The 16,209-nt window shown below is 40.4% G+C and carries 14 protein-coding genes; 5 read left to right on the forward strand and 9 right to left on the reverse strand.

Going from position 1 to position 16,209, the window contains the following annotated elements; genetic code table 11:
* Window position 1 precedes the first annotated feature (1 nt).
* The 4 genes from iscA (at window position 2) to fdx (ending at window position 3,196) form a co-directional block, all read left to right on the forward strand.
* A complete protein-coding gene (gene iscA / locus E0H79_RS09250) occupies window positions 2–322 on the forward strand; it encodes an iron-sulfur cluster assembly protein IscA (protein ID WP_004976650.1) in 321 nt (106 codons plus the stop codon).
* Window positions 323–421: 99 nt separating this feature from the next.
* Window positions 422–937, forward strand: a complete 516-nt coding sequence (hscB, locus tag E0H79_RS09255; protein ID WP_004976652.1) for a Fe-S protein assembly co-chaperone HscB — start codon at window positions 422–424, stop codon at window positions 935–937.
* 45 nt (window positions 938–982) lie between these two features.
* Window positions 983–2,842, forward strand: a complete 1,860-nt coding sequence (hscA, locus tag E0H79_RS09260; RefSeq protein WP_004976654.1) for a Fe-S protein assembly chaperone HscA — start codon at window positions 983–985, stop codon at window positions 2,840–2,842.
* Between the two features lie 15 nt (window positions 2,843–2,857).
* Window positions 2,858–3,196 carry an ISC system 2Fe-2S type ferredoxin gene (gene fdx / locus E0H79_RS09265; protein WP_004976656.1) on the forward strand — a complete coding sequence of 113 codons (339 nt, stop codon included), beginning with the start codon at window positions 2,858–2,860 and terminating at the stop codon, window positions 3,194–3,196.
* Window positions 3,197–3,318: 122 nt separating this feature from the next.
* On the opposite strand, the gene E0H79_RS09270 is transcribed toward fdx, so the two are convergent.
* The 7 genes from E0H79_RS09270 to E0H79_RS09300 form a co-directional block, all read right to left on the reverse strand.
* Entirely contained in the window at window positions 3,319–4,800 is a 1,482-nt protein-coding gene (locus tag E0H79_RS09270) for an adenylate/guanylate cyclase domain-containing protein (protein ID WP_004976658.1), read from the reverse strand.
* 66 nt (window positions 4,801–4,866) lie between these two features.
* Window positions 4,867–5,301, reverse strand: a complete 435-nt coding sequence (locus E0H79_RS09275) for an HIT domain-containing protein (protein ID WP_004976660.1) — start codon at window positions 5,299–5,301, stop codon at window positions 4,867–4,869.
* 208 nt (window positions 5,302–5,509) lie between these two features.
* Entirely contained in the window at window positions 5,510–8,971 is a 3,462-nt protein-coding gene (mfd, locus tag E0H79_RS09280; RefSeq protein WP_131261457.1) for a transcription-repair coupling factor, read from the reverse strand.
* Between the two features lie 150 nt (window positions 8,972–9,121).
* Complete coding sequence (locus E0H79_RS09285) at window positions 9,122–9,481, reverse strand: hypothetical protein (protein ID WP_131261458.1); 360 nt, start codon at window positions 9,479–9,481, stop codon at window positions 9,122–9,124.
* A gap of 226 nt (window positions 9,482–9,707) precedes the next feature.
* Window positions 9,708–10,487 (reverse strand): glutathione S-transferase N-terminal domain-containing protein, encoded by a 780-nt coding sequence (locus E0H79_RS09290; protein ID WP_004976665.1) that lies wholly within the window; start codon window positions 10,485–10,487, stop codon window positions 9,708–9,710.
* Window positions 10,488–10,540: 53 nt separating this feature from the next.
* Window positions 10,541–11,053 carry a ribonuclease E activity regulator RraA gene (gene rraA / locus E0H79_RS09295; RefSeq protein ID WP_004976667.1) on the reverse strand — a complete coding sequence of 171 codons (513 nt, stop codon included), beginning with the start codon at window positions 11,051–11,053 and terminating at the stop codon, window positions 10,541–10,543.
* Between the two features lie 12 nt (window positions 11,054–11,065).
* Entirely contained in the window at window positions 11,066–11,731 is a 666-nt protein-coding gene (locus tag E0H79_RS09300; protein ID WP_131261459.1) for an NAD(P)H-binding protein, read from the reverse strand.
* 215 nt (window positions 11,732–11,946) lie between these two features.
* Between E0H79_RS09300 and rpsT the strand changes: the two genes are divergently transcribed.
* Window positions 11,947–12,216, forward strand: a complete 270-nt coding sequence (rpsT, locus tag E0H79_RS09305) for a 30S ribosomal protein S20 (RefSeq protein ID WP_004976669.1) — start codon at window positions 11,947–11,949, stop codon at window positions 12,214–12,216.
* 196 nt (window positions 12,217–12,412) lie between these two features.
* On the opposite strand, the gene E0H79_RS09310 is transcribed toward rpsT, so the two are convergent.
* Together E0H79_RS09310 and E0H79_RS09315 are read right to left on the reverse strand one after the other, a co-directional pair.
* Window positions 12,413–15,118, reverse strand: coding sequence for a M66 family metalloprotease (locus E0H79_RS09310; RefSeq protein ID WP_131261460.1), 2,706 nt, complete (start codon window positions 15,116–15,118; stop codon window positions 12,413–12,415).
* Window positions 15,119–15,467: 349 nt separating this feature from the next.
* On the reverse strand, window positions 15,468–16,202 hold the full coding sequence (locus E0H79_RS09315; RefSeq protein ID WP_004976677.1) for a histidine phosphatase family protein: 735 nt from the start codon (window positions 16,200–16,202) through the stop codon (window positions 15,468–15,470).
* Window positions 16,203–16,209 lie beyond the last annotated feature (7 nt).

Genomic DNA, 16,209 nt, shown 5'->3' on the forward strand with positions numbered 1-16,209 from the left:
CATGATCAATTTAACTGAAAATGCTGCAACTCATATCAGCAATTACTTAAAGAATCGCGGTAAGGGTCAAGGTATTCGCGTTGGTGTGAAAACTTCAGGCTGTTCTGGTTTGGCTTATGTACTCGAATTTGTAGATGAAGTCGATACGCACGACCAAATGTTTGAACAGTTTGGTGTTAAAGTTTTCGTTGATCCGAAAAGCCTAGTTTACCTAGATGGCATGGAAATGGACTATGTCAAAAATGGTTTAAACGAAGGTTTCGAGTTTAACAACCCCAATAAAAAAGGTGAATGTGGCTGCGGTGAATCGTTCACGGTATAACGCCACCTCCCTCTTTTTAGCTTAAAACAGTGTACAATACACTGTTTTAATTGCATTTATGCAGCCAATTTTGCACACTAATTGCGGATTCCATCTCCCATGAATCATTTTGAGTTGTTTAATCTTCCTGTTGCACTCGATATTGATTTCGCTACTTTAAAAGCTGAATTTTTAAAGCTACAGCAGCAATATCACCCCGACAAAGCCGAAGACAAAGATCAAGCCTTGATTAAATCTAGTAAAATTAATCAGGCGTTTAAACAACTCTCTGCGGTAGACAGTCGTGCTGCATATTTACTCTCATTGAAAAAGCAAGATTATCATCTCGATCAATCCATCCATGACTTTGAATTTTTACAAGATGCCTTGGAAATTCGTGAGCAATTGGATGATGCCAACTGTGCCGATGACTTACAGTCATTAAAGGTTGAAGTACAACAATGGGTTGATGGCTTAGTCCGTGAATTTAAAATTGACTATGCCGAAGAAGATTGGGCAGAAGCGCGTGACACTGTGCGTAAATTACGCTTTTTCATGAAAGTTATGGCTGACCTAGACAAAGCTGAAGATCGTTTCCTTGATGATGACAGTTTTGATTTAGACGATGATTTTTAATTTTAGTTTGTATTTTAATATTTAACGGGCAAAGGATTTTACATAATGGCGCTCTTGCAAATTGCAGAACCAGGTCAATCAAGTGCACCGCATGAACATCGCATTGCGATTGGCATTGACTTAGGCACCACTCATTCATTGGTTGCCACAGTTCTTTCTGGTAAAGCCAAAGTCTTGCATGATGAGCAAGGTCGCGTGCTACTGCCTTCTATCGTCCATTATGCAGAGCAAAATACACATTATGGCAATGCTGCTGCGCCATTTATTACTACAGACCCTAAAAACACGATTGTTTCAGTCAAGCGTTTTATGGGTCGTTCTAAAGCGGACATTAAATTTCAACATCCATACACGTTAGTGGGTGAAGACAATCAAATGCCTGCTTTTGAAACAGCTCAAGGCCGTAAAACACCTGTTGAAATTTCGGCAGAATTACTTAAACAACTCAAAGACCGCGCAGAAGCCAGCTTACAAAACCCTGTAAATGGTGCAGTGATTACTGTTCCTGCTTATTTTGATGAAGCTCAACGCCAAGCCACACGTGACGCTGCCGAGCTTGCAGGTTTAAAAGTATTGCGTTTATTGAATGAACCGACTGCAGCAGCGGTTGCCTACGGTTTAGATCAAGACACCAACTTGGCTCAAGACCGTAACTATGTGATTTACGACTTGGGCGGTGGTACGTTTGACGTTTCTATTTTACGTTTCTCTCAAGGTGTTTTTGAAGTTTTAGCCACAGGCGGCCACACTGCTTTAGGTGGTGATGACTTAGATCGTCTGATTGTAAAATGGGCAAAAAAACAGCTGAATATTGAAAGTTTAGATGATGCAGAATATGCACACTTTATTGTGTCTGCACGTAAAGCCAAAGAAGCGCTCAGCAATGCAGAAAGTGTTGAATTAAAACTGTTAGAGCACACGCTGCAATTAGACCGCGCAAACTTTGAAAGTATTATTCAGGTTGCTTTAGATAAAACCATTAGTGTATGCAAACGTGTATTACGCGATGCCAAACTTGACCTAGATGACATTCAAAATGTAGTTTTAGTTGGTGGTTCAACACGTTCTTATGCCGTGCAAAAAGCTGTTCGTGAAGTATTTAATCAAGAACCATTATGCACAATTAACCCAGATGAAGTGGTTGCAATTGGTGCATCAATTACCGCCAATCAACTAATTGGTAACAGCAAAGATGGTTCGTTGCTATTAGACGTTACCCCACTGTCTTTGGGTTTAGAAACCATGGGCGGTTTGGTGGAACGCTTAATTTCACGCAATACTGCAATTCCTGTAGCACGTCGCCAAGAATTTACCACTTATCAAGATGGCCAATCTGCCATGTTGATTCATGTGGTACAAGGTGAGCGTGATTTGGTAGAACATTGTCGTAGCTTAGGTCGTTTTGTGCTACACGGTATTCCACCAATGACTGCGGGTCAGGCACGCATTGAAGTTACGTTCCAAGTCGATGCTGATGGCTTGCTCAGTGTTTCTGCTAAAGAAACCACTTCTGGTGTGACTGCAAATATCGACATCAAGCCATCTTATGGTTTATCTGAAGCAGATACCGAGCGTTTGCTGCTAGATGGTTTCAAATATGCAGAAGAAGACAAGCAATTGCGTCATTTGCATGAAACCAAAGTTGAAGCACAACGTGAACTTGAAGCTTTACAACAAGCCTTAAAAGTAGATGCACAACTATTAAGCCCAGAACAATTAGAAGCTTTAAATACTGCCAAAGCGCAGTTGGAAGCCGAATTGACTGGACAAGACATTAAAGCCATTGAACATGCTGTTGAACAGCTTAAAATACACAGTGATGCTTTTGCTGCAATTCGTATGAATCAACATATTGATACAGCACTTAAAGGCACTAAACTCGACGACTGGTCAAACTCAAACTAATTTAAGGTAAAGATTATGCCACGTATTAAAGTACTTCCACATGCGCAATTCTGCCCAGAAGGTGCTGAGTTTGAAGTCGAACAAAATGCCAACTTATGCGAAAGCTTACTTGAAAATGGCATTAAAATTGAACATGCTTGCGATATGTCTTGTGCATGTACCACTTGCCACGTTGTTGTTCGTAAAGGCTTTGACAGCCTAGAAGAAATGGATGATGTTGAAGCTGACTTATTAGACCGTGCTTGGGGTTTAGAGCCTGATTCACGCTTATCTTGTCAGGTTAAAGTGGTCAATGAAGACTTGGAAGTCGAAATTCCAAAATACACCATTAACCATGCTTCAGAAAATCATTAATCATAAAATGATGCTAATTCTAAAAAACTGCGCTACGGCGCAGTTTTTTTTATTGCACAACTTTAGATTTAAAATTTTTGAGGATTTAAAAGTTAAACGAGATCTACATTATAAGAAAAATTTTAGTGTTTTTCAGGAATATGAGTTTTGGCAATTTCTTCAACAGGTGGATGTTCAATCACTTCATCTTCAAGATTAAGTTTTACAATGCCCTGTGAGTTGGTCAGCTTTTGCTGCGTTTGAATTCTTTTAATCATTTTTTCTAATACGGTAATTAGCTCAGGATATTCAAAATTCTGCACTTCATCCAAATTAAGCAACAAATGAAAACCTTTATATTCGTAGTCAAACCAACGCTGATAATCCGACTTGCTGGCCGCATATTTTTCCATCACTTGCCAAGTTTTTACAGGACCTTGAATCCCCTTTAAAAAGATCGGTGCTTTCGGAGCACACAAATAATCATTTTTAATCAGTTTATAAGTGTCATCTGAAAGTAAAATTTCATCAACTTCGGCCGCACTTTGCAAACGCGCAGCTAAGTTAGCATCACGCCCAACAATGGTATATGCCATCCGATGTGCTGCACCGTAGTTCCCAACGTGGCAATATCCTGTACTGATACCCATACGAATATGTAAAGGCGGATAGCCCATTTTGACCCAACGTTCGCGTAACAATTTCATTTGCTGACGCATCGCAATAGCCATCTCTACACAAGTTTTAGCATCTTGTTCAACACCTTGCGTATTTGGATCACCAAAGAAAATTAAAATCGCATCACCCATAAACTTATCCACCGTCGCTTCATATTGCTTGGCAATTTCGGTCATGTGGCTTAAATAATCATTGAGCAGGAATGCTAAATCATCTGGAATTAGTGTTTCAGAAAGTTCAGTAAAGCCTTGAATATCAGAAAAGAAAATCGTCATTTTTTTACGTTTATATTCAATTTTCGCTTCCGACTCACCTTTCATAATCGATTGCCACAACTGCAAAGGTGCATAGCGACTAAGCTGATTCGCAAATTCCATATAGCGGTTCATTTGTGTGTAGTAATGGTCTTTCTTTGCCGTGGTATAGCGGATACGACGTGCCTGATAGGCACTGCCCATGCCAAAGTAAAAGATCATACATAAAAAGGCTAAAATCGTAAGTTCGGTACTGCTTTGTTCAAAATATTCGTTAAAACCAAAAATAAAAATATTACAAAAATAAAAAACTGTGACCGCCAATAAGGATGCCAATGCCACCAAAAAGAAAGAAACTTTAATATAAATGGCGGTATATAGCAGCGCAAATAAAGCGGCAAAAGTAAGTACCAAATTCAGATGTACCGCAGACAAACATACTGCGACTACCACAATATCAATAATAAACAGGATATTACGCTTGGCTTGATGACTATATTTATATTGCAGCCAACGCGAAAATTTAGGAATTATCAGTAATAAAAAAGTAAGAAAAAACGGAAGGTAAATTTGATAATTGGTATCGGCGTAGGTGTAGTGATAGACCACCATAATCAGGGATAAACTTGCATACCCGACTAAACGATGCAGAAATTCGAATTGTTTGGGATCTCTTTCCATCCAATTGTACATGAACACCGCGGCCTACTCCAATCTAGGATTAAAAAGCCACGCATCCTGCGTGGCAATTCATTTCAATTAATCCATTCGCCAGTCAAATGGCATATCGCCTTGACCACGCAGAGCAAGCATCAAGGTTTGACGCATGTGAGCCAAAACTTCATTGCTGTATGGTACAGCTGGCGTACCCCAAACTGGTTTAGGCCAAGCCACATCATTTTGATAACGCACGACGTGATGAAAATGCAATTGTGGAACCATATTACCTAAAGCCGCCACATTCATTTTATCGGCACGGAATACACGTGATAATTGGCTAGATAACCAGCTAGATTCACGTAAAAATTGTTCTTGGTCTGCCTGGCTTAATTCGTATAGTTCTGTAACCCCTGGCACACGTGGAATTAGAATTAACCAAGGGAATTGCATATCATTCATTAAACGACATGTTGACAGAGGAAAGTCGCCTACAAAAAAAGTATCTTGAGCAAGTTGTGGATGCAAACTAAACATATCTTTATAAATGACGCAAATTGTAATGATGGGTAATACTATCACATCCCTAGTGAACTGAGTATGATTCCCATCATGTTTCGATGTAAATAAAGTGCAATTTTAACCAAATTCATCATGAATAATATTCATTATAGAATCAGAGGTTTCTTAGCAAATATTCATAAATTTACCGATATGATATTTGGATCAATTTGCATTTTTAAACTCAGCTGTGCAAAGTTTTTAGCAGGCTGTTTAATAGATCGGCAATAAATTTAATCCGCTTTTCAGCTTCCTCCAACATCACCATCACTTTTAAACGCTGTCCACCATCCATACGGAAATAGGTCGGATGTTTTTGCATCATTTGAATGATGCTCATGGCTTGCACAGGTGTATCTGGTGAAAATTCGATATGACCGCCATTTGTACCAATATCAATTTTAGTGATGCCCAACTGCTCTGCTTTTAAACGCAGTTGATGTACAGCAAATAATTGTTTCACCGCTTGTGGTGGAATACCAAAACGGTCAATCAACTCCATACGGATATGATCAAGCTTTTCTTGAGTATCGGTATTACTAATGCGTTTGTAGAACAATAAGCGCTGATGCACATCGCCCAAATAATCATCTGGAATTAAAGCAGGCATGTGCAGGTTGATTTCTGCAGTTAAAGACAATGGTGCATCGAAGTTAGGGGTTTTACCTTTTTGAATGGCTTTGGTGGCTTTTTCCAGCATTTCCATATACAGGCTATAACCAATAGCTTGCATTGAACCGCTTTGTTGCTCACCCAGTAATTCGCCCGCACCACGAATTTCCAAGTCTTCGGTTGCCAGCATAAAACCTGCACCCAAAGTTGAGGCACGCTGAATCGCATCCAAGCGTTTTTCAGCATCGCCTTTTAAGCCCTTAATGGAAGGTACCAGCAAATACGCATAAGCTTGGTGATGCGAACGTCCAACACGACCACGTAGTTGGTGCAACTGCGCCAATCCGAGTTTATCTGCACGTTCAATTAAAATGGTATTGGCATTTGGAACATCAATCCCTGTTTCAATAATGGTTGAGCAAACCAACACGTTATATTCTTTATGATAAAACTGCTGCATGACTTGCTCTAATTCACGCTCGCGCATTTGCCCATGCGCAACTGCAACCCGCGCTTCTGGTACCAATTCACGAATGGTTTCAGCACTACGCTCAATGGTTTCCACTTCATTATGCAGGAAATACACCTGACCACCACGTAACAATTCACGTAAAATGGCTTCTTTCACCGTATCGCCTGTATGCTCTTGCACAAAGGTTTTGACCGCTAAACGGCGTGCAGGTGGTGTAGCAATAATGGATAAATCGCGCATACCGCTAAATGCCATATTTAAGGTACGTGGAATTGGCGTTGCGGTTAAAGTCAGCATATCCACATCGGCGCGCAGCGCTTTAATACGTTCTTTGTCACGCACCCCAAAACGATGTTCTTCATCGACAATCATTAAACCCAACTGCTTGAACTGAATATTTTCTTGCAGAATTTTGTGCGTCCCAATCACAATATCGACTTTGCCTTCAGCTAAATCTTCAATGGTTTTTTGATGAGATTTGCTTGAACCAAAACGCGATAAGACTTCAATACGCACAGGCCAGTCGGCAAAACGGTCTTTAAAAGATTCATAATGCTGTTGTGCCAACAATGTGGTCGGAACCAATACCGCGACTTGTTTATTATTCTGTACCGCGACAAATGCAGCCCGCATGGCGACTTCGGTTTTACCAAAACCAACATCACCACAGACCAAACGATCCATTGGTTTTGCCAGTTGCATGTCATGTAAAGTCGCTTCAATTGCATTGGCTTGGTCTAGGGTTTCTTCATAAGCAAAGCCACTGGCAAATTGCATATAAAGACTATGATCCAACTCAAAAGCAAAACCCGGTTTAGATTGACGACGTGCCTGAATATGCAGTAATTCTGCTGCCACATCGTGAATTTGTTCCAACGCTTTGCGTTTGGCTTTATTCCATGCATCTGTGCCTAATTTATGCAAAGGCGCAAGGTCTGGATCACCACCGCTATAACGGCTGATTAAATGCAAATTGGTAACAGGTACATACACTTTTGCAGCATCGGCATAATCAAGTTGTAAAAACTCATGCTCTTGCTCATCAATATTTAAAGTAATTAAACCTGCATAACGCCCTACGCCATAATCAATATGTACCACAGGTGCACCAATGCTTAACTCGGTCAAACTGCGAATTAAAAACTCTTCAGAAACTTCCTGCTGACGTTTACGACGGCGCTGCACCACACGATGTTCATACAACTGATTTTCTGAGATTACACTCAATTGATCTTGAATGACCAAGCCGCGATCTAAAGGTGCATTGGTAATCGCAATGGCTTGTAAAGACTGCTGAAATGCCTCAAAACTCTCCACTTGTGGAATTTCACCCAAAGCGGCACGCAACGCATCTTTTAAGGTTTCACGACGACCTGCACTTTCTGCCACCAATAAAACAGGATGATTGGCCGCATCAATATATTGCTTAACGGCATGAAAGGGTTGTTCTTGTTTAGGATCAACCGCCAAACGTGGTGGTACAAGTGTGCTTAAGTTCACTACACCTGCTTTTTGCTCAAAAGCTTCGGGCGATGCAATCACACGTCCAAATTGATTCAGTTGTTCTAATAATTGATTTGGTTGTAGGAATAATTGCTCAGGCGGCAAAATCGGCTGGTCGATGTTATGACGTCTGTCCTCATAACGATACAGCACATCTTTCCAAAATTGAGTTAAACAGTCATCCACCGCCTTATCTGTAATGACAATGCAATGCTTTGGTAAGTATGAAAGTAATGTATTTTGACCTTCAAGCTGTGCTTGAGTGAAGAATAACGGAAAATAAAACTCTAAACCAGGCGATGCAATGCCTTCTAACACATCCTGATACACAGGGTTCTTTTTCGGGTTTGCCGTTGGGAAACTTTCTGCATAGCGGTCACGGAAAATCGCACGACCTTCTTTTAATGGAAATTCTTTGGCGGGTAAAACCGTAAAATTCTGCAAACTTTGGGTGGTACGCTGCGTTTCTGGATCAAAAAACTTTAAGGTTTCAACTTCATCATCAAATAAATCAATACGGATGGGTGCTTCCTGTCCCGAAGCATAAATATCCATAATACTGCCACGCACAGCGAATTCACCATGATCATAGACTGTATCGACCAGATGATAGCCTGCTTGTACCAAACGCTGCTTTTGTTGTTCCAAAGCAAACTTTTGCCCAACACGAATATCGAAATGCTCGCCTAACACCCATGAGGTTGGTGCAACACGTTGTGCCAAAGTGGTTGCCGAAACCAACAATACACCTTGCTGCGGCATATTGGATAAAATCGCCAAACGCTCCGACACAATATCTTGATGCGGTGACAAGCGGTCATAAGGCAAAATTTCCCAATCGGGGAAAATAGTCGGTTTTACCCCGTAAAATTCTAATTCGCTTTCTAACTGCGCCAAATGTTGTTGATTGCGCGCGACAATCACAAATAAATGCTGATTCTGCTGACCAATTTCTTTAAATAATAATGCTGCGGCAGAACCTTGTAGATTACCAATCCAGCGTTTTTCGCCAGCTTTCAGTTGTGCTAAATTGAGTTGGGAAATTTCGTGTTGGAACATGTATATAGCTTTAGGGTCTAAACAACATGGGGCTTATACTAGCACGATGAATTGACGGTTTTACGTAATTTTTTTCATCCACCATTACAGCGTATTTAATTGCAAAATTTTATAAAACAGCGAGCTTTATAGTTTGATACACACGCCTCTTTACTTTTGATCACGTAAAAACTGTCGATAATAATCATTCAATTTTTTAACAATCGCTTTAAATTCCAGTAAGTTTTCTTCGGTATTACCAAGCATTGTGTTAAAACGCTGTTGCGCAATTTCCAGATCAATTTTTTCATTGATAATCATAGCTGTAGAATACAGCTGTGCCAAATCATCAAACTGCTGCATACGGCGGTTGGATAAATAATTTAAACGCTCTGCCAAAACATCGTTAAGCAAAATACCATCGACCATATAGCCTTGTTCCGCATCCCATTGAATATTCTGTGCTTCTAAATAGGCAATTTCTTCGAGATTGGCTTTATTTTTAAACAACCCTGTAAGTTTGCTGAACATTTTGAACCTATAAATTGGCGAAATCAAAGTGAATGCTGCAGAGTTTAAATGCTTCACTAAAATAGATGCAACTGATCAGGGTGATTTATGCTCCCCTGATGTTATAAGTCAGTGTTTCAACCCCACTTTGCTTAGGCTATTTATAATGATGCATATTTTGCATCCTGCCAAATGCAAAAAAGCATCTTGAAGATGCTTTTATAACAATCAAAAAATGACTTAAAGCTTATTTGCCATAAGTTTGCTGTAAATACTTCACAATCTTAGCTGATTCAAAAAGCTGAGTCTGGGTATTTGGATCGATTAAAAATGGGACTTGAATATTATCACCCATGACTTTTAATACCTGCTCACGCTTACCACCTGCCAGTGGCACATATTTACCCGGTTTTAAACGTAATTTTGCCAAGCCTTGATCTTGCCAACGCTCTTTGGCTACATTATGAAATTTGAATGGCAACTCCAGTTCAGTCAATACACCACGTACTACACGTGTATAAGGACTTCCCTCAAAACCCCACAGTTCAATCAGTTGTTCAGGTGCAGCGCGCTCTACAATTTTCTGGTTAATCCACACACCACGTGCACCATTCAATAACGTGCCTGCAAGTGCAACATAAGGAATTTTAGGAAAATGCGCGTATTTTTTTGGCGTTTTTCCACTTTTGCCATAATGTTTGAATAAATGATGAATGATCTGCTGTGATTCATAGAGCTGATCACCTGTATTTTCATCAATTAAAAATGGAAACTGAGTTTTACCACCCAGTTGTTTCACCAAAGGTCGATATTTTGTGCCGCCTTTGGGGCATGGATAAACCTCATAATCCAAATTTAACAAGGTCATGACTTCGCGTACACGACGGCAAAATGGTGAACCTTCAAACTCATATAACTTTAAGGCTTTTTCGGGTTGCTTAGGAAATGCTGTCCCATTCACTCCACGTCCACCTTCGGTGAGCATAGATGCCACTGCCTGAATGACTTTAATTTGATGATGCACCATTTTGTTTTCCTTGTGATGTGCTCAGCAATTTGATGACTGCGCCATCAAACCGCTTATAAATCGACCAACTTTTCTTTTGCCACAATAATACCGTTGTTATCAGCATAGACATAATCGCCCGAATTAAAAGTGACTTGTCCGAAATGCAAACTCACATCCACTTCACCCACGCCTTTGCGGTTACTTTTTTGTGGAATTGAAGCCAAAGCATGTACGCCTAAATCAAGTGCTGCAATTGCATCGACATCACGTACACAGCCGTAAATAATCACGCCATTCCAGTGATTTTTCACTGCAGATTCAGCAATCAAGTCCCCCATTAAGGCACAGCGCATAGATGCCCCACCATCTACCACCAAAACTTTGCCCGTGCCATCGGTTGCCAACAACTCTTTTACACGCGAGTTATCTTCAAAGCACTTTACAGTCACAATTTGACCGCCAAAAGTTTTACGTGCACCGTAACTTTTGAAAAATTTGCCATCCAAAGATGGAATCACCACTTGAAGGTCATGTTCTGGATGGTCATCTAATAAGTCACAAGTTACGAATGGTACTGTAGACACGTTGTTCCCCTTTTACTTGGTTTTTTGTATTTGTAAATTATCATAAATTTGGAATTTATGAATTTGCGATTGCGCTGCCTCGACCATAGTATGAGCCACTTGCGTAGCACTTACTGGCTTATATGTAAAATGATCGGGAATAAATCGTGATATTTTAAGATACAGCTTTTGTCCTAAATCTTCTAAACGCCGTTGTTCGTTGCGCTCACCCAATAATAAAGATGGACGCAAAATTGATACTTTGTCTAAATCCAAACTTTCAATATATTGTTCTAGCTCACCTTTGACACGATTATAAAATACGGCTGATTTGGCTTCTGCTCCCAAAGCACTGACCAATATGTAATGCGTACCCTTCGCCTGCAATAATTCGGCAAAATGTGCATTGATGGTATAGTCCACAGCATAAAATCCCTGCTTTGAGCCTGCCTTTTTTAAGGTTGTGCCTAAACAACTGAATGCATGACTATAACCGCTCACATCTTCATCATTGAGCAATAAAAAGTCTTCGAGGAGTAACGTCTGGACTTTTTCTAAGCGATTTAATTCCGAGCAAGGTCTACGCAAAACAACGGTGATATTTTTACATTCAGGCAGCTGATTAAGCTGTTTGACCAATTGCTGCCCAACTAAACCATTCGCACCAATTACAATTGCATTTTGAATAGAATTTGTCATTTTTTAAACAATCTCTGAGGCTTAAAGCTAATCTACCTGTTTCTTTCTGATTTTTCTGCAGCTAAAATGTTGTCAAAGCATGTCAAGACTTGACTTAACTGTCTAGTTTCATCAAAATATGGCACTTGTTTACGGGCTGGTGATAATTCTTCTGATGTTGGTTTTCGGAAGTAATTGCAGCCCGCCCAGACCAATCTATTTCAAGGAGTGCACGAGTGGCAAACTCTGCTCAAGCTAGAAAACGTGCTCGTCAAAACGTTAAAGCACGTAAACACAACGCAAGCTTACGTTCTATGGTTCGTACTTATTTAAAACGCACAATCGCTGCTATTGCTGCAGGTGATTATGCGGTTGCTACTGAAGCTTACAAAAAAGCTGTTCCAGTAATTGACCGTATGGCTGATAAAGGCATCATCCATAAGAACAAAGCAGCTCGTCATAAGAGCCGTTTAAACGCTCAAGTTAAAGCTTTAGCTTCTAACTAAGTGTTAAACAAAAGAAGCCCGTTAAGGGCTTTTTTTGTGCCTGCTGTTTCGATAATTTATCAAATTAAGCAATCTTTAGTTTCTGCACGCCAATTACATCACTTCAAATACACCTGCCACCATAAAATAAAAAACACCTCCTGAACTGGTCAAAAGGTGTTTTAAATTAATGAAGATGAATAATTCAGACGAAGAATTATTTCAGCATCAGTCGTAAATTTTGTGGACTTAAATAAGCCAGTTGCAAACTGTTATTAGCCTTTAATTGCGTCCATTGCTGATTCGCACCACCTGTGCAACCATAACGAATTAAACGCGCGCGGTTTTCTTTTAGGTAGCCATGCTCTAAATCAAAGCACTGATTCCCCTGACGAATCGTTCCCGAAGCTGTGTGCATTTCCCAGACCTGACTGTCTTTAGATGTACTGCAGCTTGCAAGTGAGACCACATTGCCGTTGTTGGTTAAGCACTGATCCATTTCTGCTTTGCTGTGAATACGCCCCAAACCATCATAAATCCACTGCTCAGTTGCATCGCCTGTACAGCCACTTGCTCCACTAATGTAAGCATTTTTCTGACCACTCGCCAAAGTTTCAACTTTCAAACAGTTATTTCTGTTTTTCATTAGTGTTGCTTCAGCCACAATATTTTCATTGCCTAAACCCAATCGCTCCACAAAATTGTGCAATGCTGTTTCCGCTTCAGGCTTAGTCTTTTCTAAATCGGCACGATAAACATTCATCCAGCGGTTTAAACGATAAATCGTATTTTGCTGTTGTTCATAACGCTGTAATTGTTGCTGTGCAGTTACACTTAGCTCTTGACGATAATCTGCATAAGAATCATACAATAGTTGTGCAGCAGGTTTTAAAGCCACCACAGCTTGACTGGCTTGCGCTTCCAACTGCTTCTGAAAATCAGGCATTTCAACTTTTCTTAAAGCTTCATAGCCATGTGTACGACCAATTTTTACCGCAGGTTGAATACTATCGCTATATTGCGGAATATTCAGTGTCGATAATAACTTCTCGGCATGATTGGCTTTTTTACAGTATAAATTCACCTGTTTTGGCTGCTCAGCAAGTGCTAAATTGACATGCAGTTTATTGGCATTGCTGGTCATACGGTTAGGTGCCAATGCCACGTTCTGATTACGATTGGCATATTGAACATCTAACCAACATGCGGCATTTTCAGCAGCACGATTTACCCCAGGTAAATTATAAACATTACCCCAGTTACTGCGTGCAGCAGGATACAACACACCTTGCTGAGTTTCAGGATCATATCCGCCAATAATAGTAATTACAGGCACACCAAATAAGCGCGGTTTTAAATAGTAACCATCGGCACTGTTGTACCAAACCTGATTGGAGCTTGGTACTTTTGGATAAACCACTTCCATTTGGCGTGTGTCTTTATTCCAAATTTTATAACCACTTGGTGAGCTTTCATCCCAAACATGTCGCGCCCCAAAGTGGGGTTGAATCCGAATATGGGTACTGTAACCCGTGTAATGGGTATAACGCGAAATGCTACTGTTGGTTGCACCACCTGACATCGCATCCCAACTATAAGCATATTGTTTCAGGAAGTTAGGCACACCATTTTTGCCATCACCCAAGTTTCGAGTATGCCACGCTAAGTTACCGCGCATTTTATTACGATACGCAATATAGCCCCAACCGCTGTCTGCATGGTGTGCAGCCCAGAACATATTTTCACCTTGTGAACCCGGATAATGCCCTAGACCATAATGATGTCCAATTTCATGGCTGAACTCGTTGCCCACAGAATCATACAGGGTCAACATACCATTACCGCCACTTAAACCATGCGTTTGATCACCATTTGTATATTTACCTCGTGCATGATGGGCAATTACAGTTTGTGTAAGTTGTGGCTGTTGCTGACTTTGCATAGAGGCACTGGTCACACCCCAGTTGGCTAAGTTAATTCCCACACTAAAGGTCGATTTTGCAGTATTTTCCCGCATGTCCCCCGAATAGACACCACCTTCACCCGCACTTTGGGTATCGTAAATCGTGCCGTTGGCGACCATCACTCGATCTAGCTGAATGTCATCATATTTTGCCACGGTCATTTGTGCCGCAGGAATGGTTTGGAAATAATCGGTACCCGCTTTTTCAGGCTCTAATAACATATAATGCCCGCCCGATTTCGGTGGTGCAGTTAGTAGACCAATACGAATATTGTTGAGTACCAATTCACCCGGTGCTGCAAAATCAATTTTTTCTGCGTCAAGTGCACCACTACGGTTTTTAGAATCAACCAAACGCAGCTTTAAACCAGGACGTACTTCATCCCAATTTAATTTAGCCGACCACGCACGCTTACTATACAGTACCTCGGCACGACCATCTTGATTGCTCTGGTCTGAAGCAGTAATCTGGGTTGGATCAAGTAAAGCAACACGACGTAACAAGCGCTCATTTTGATACACTTCAAGCTGTAAAGTGTCGATATTGCCCATGCCTTGATTTGGCGTAACCAATAATAATGCTTCTTTTTCTGCGGTTAGACGTGGCATTTTTTTCACCTCGTTACCATTCGGGTCAACCACATGCCCTTGAGCAAATTGAATCATTGCCTGAAAATCACCATCTAAATCATTACGCACTTCACGTGATTCAGAATTAGCGTTGTAATCATAAAACCCGAGTACCGATTGATTGATGACATCTTGTTTAGGTTCAGGATAAGGATTAGCCACATTGCCCACAGGTGGTTGCTGAGGATTTTCCGGTGGTATTGGATTTTCTTGATTTGAATTCCCAGCGGTATCTCCCTCGCCACCACCGCCACCACCACATGCGGCAAGCATGGATGATAATATACATACACTTAATAGACTAAGCGAAAACCGAGTCACACTTTTCATTATTTATTCCACCCCAATGTCAATTTATGACAAAAAATATAAAAATAAACACATATTTTTCAATAACTTGTATTTTTATATTAAATAGATGTATAAAATTATGCAATTCTCAAGTTTCATATCGCTTTATATTTTCAACACAATTTTATTAATTTTTCTTTATAAAAATCAGCGAATTTTTAAAGCAGCACACAGATTGATAGACAATATTTGATCGAGTTTGCGCTCACAACTGCATAAAATGAAGGAAAAAAAGAGAATAAAATTTGAATTATTTTTTTTAATTTCTGACAGACGGTATTCTATCGTACTGAATGGATAGCACTAGAATATGCGTTCAATGTTCTGCTTAAACTTTCTGACGAAATTGCGAGATATCTAAAGTGTGAATCTGACCGCGCCAAATCCATTTTAGCTTGGATTCTAAAAACTCATCACCTTCAAACCAAACGAATAAACCTTCCATCATATCTGGCCAATCGGCTTGCGTGACTTCATTACGTCCAGAAATTACCGCGATAATTGCAGCTAAAATCGTATCATGACTCACAGCCAAACTCAGTCCGTATTGGTTGGTTGGATGGGTGTTATAAATCAGCTCAAGGACATCCACGACACCATGAATCGGATGTTTCATGCCGGGCAAGGCATTATTCACAAAACTATTAATAAAGCCTAAAGCACCCTGTTTCTGAAAATATGGGCCTGCCTGTTTGATATCAAGTACAAAGCTTCCTGGTTCCACCAATAAACCTTGTTCTATAATTTCAATGTGATGGGTATTGGGTTCGAGGGTAATGCCATCTGCCCCACGAATCATTAAAGCAGCCGTATCGACACAACGCTGAATAGGACTTGAAATACAGTGTTGAATCACCCGATCTGTATTTCCAACCAAGTAGCCTCCCCATGCTTCGGCTAAATCGCGACCTTGTTCGGTCAATTGTAAATTATAGCCAGCCAAACCCTGACCAACGACAATTTCACGAATAGAATGACGTGTAAACAAAGTCACAGGCGTCTGAGCATCAGGCAATAAATCAATTGCTTTAAGCATACTTGCAGGGAGTAGTTCTAATGCCATGATCTAG

It is taken from the genome of Acinetobacter sp. ANC 5045, assembly GCF_004331005.1.
Classification (GTDB): Bacteria; Pseudomonadota; Gammaproteobacteria; order Pseudomonadales; family Moraxellaceae; genus Acinetobacter; species Acinetobacter towneri.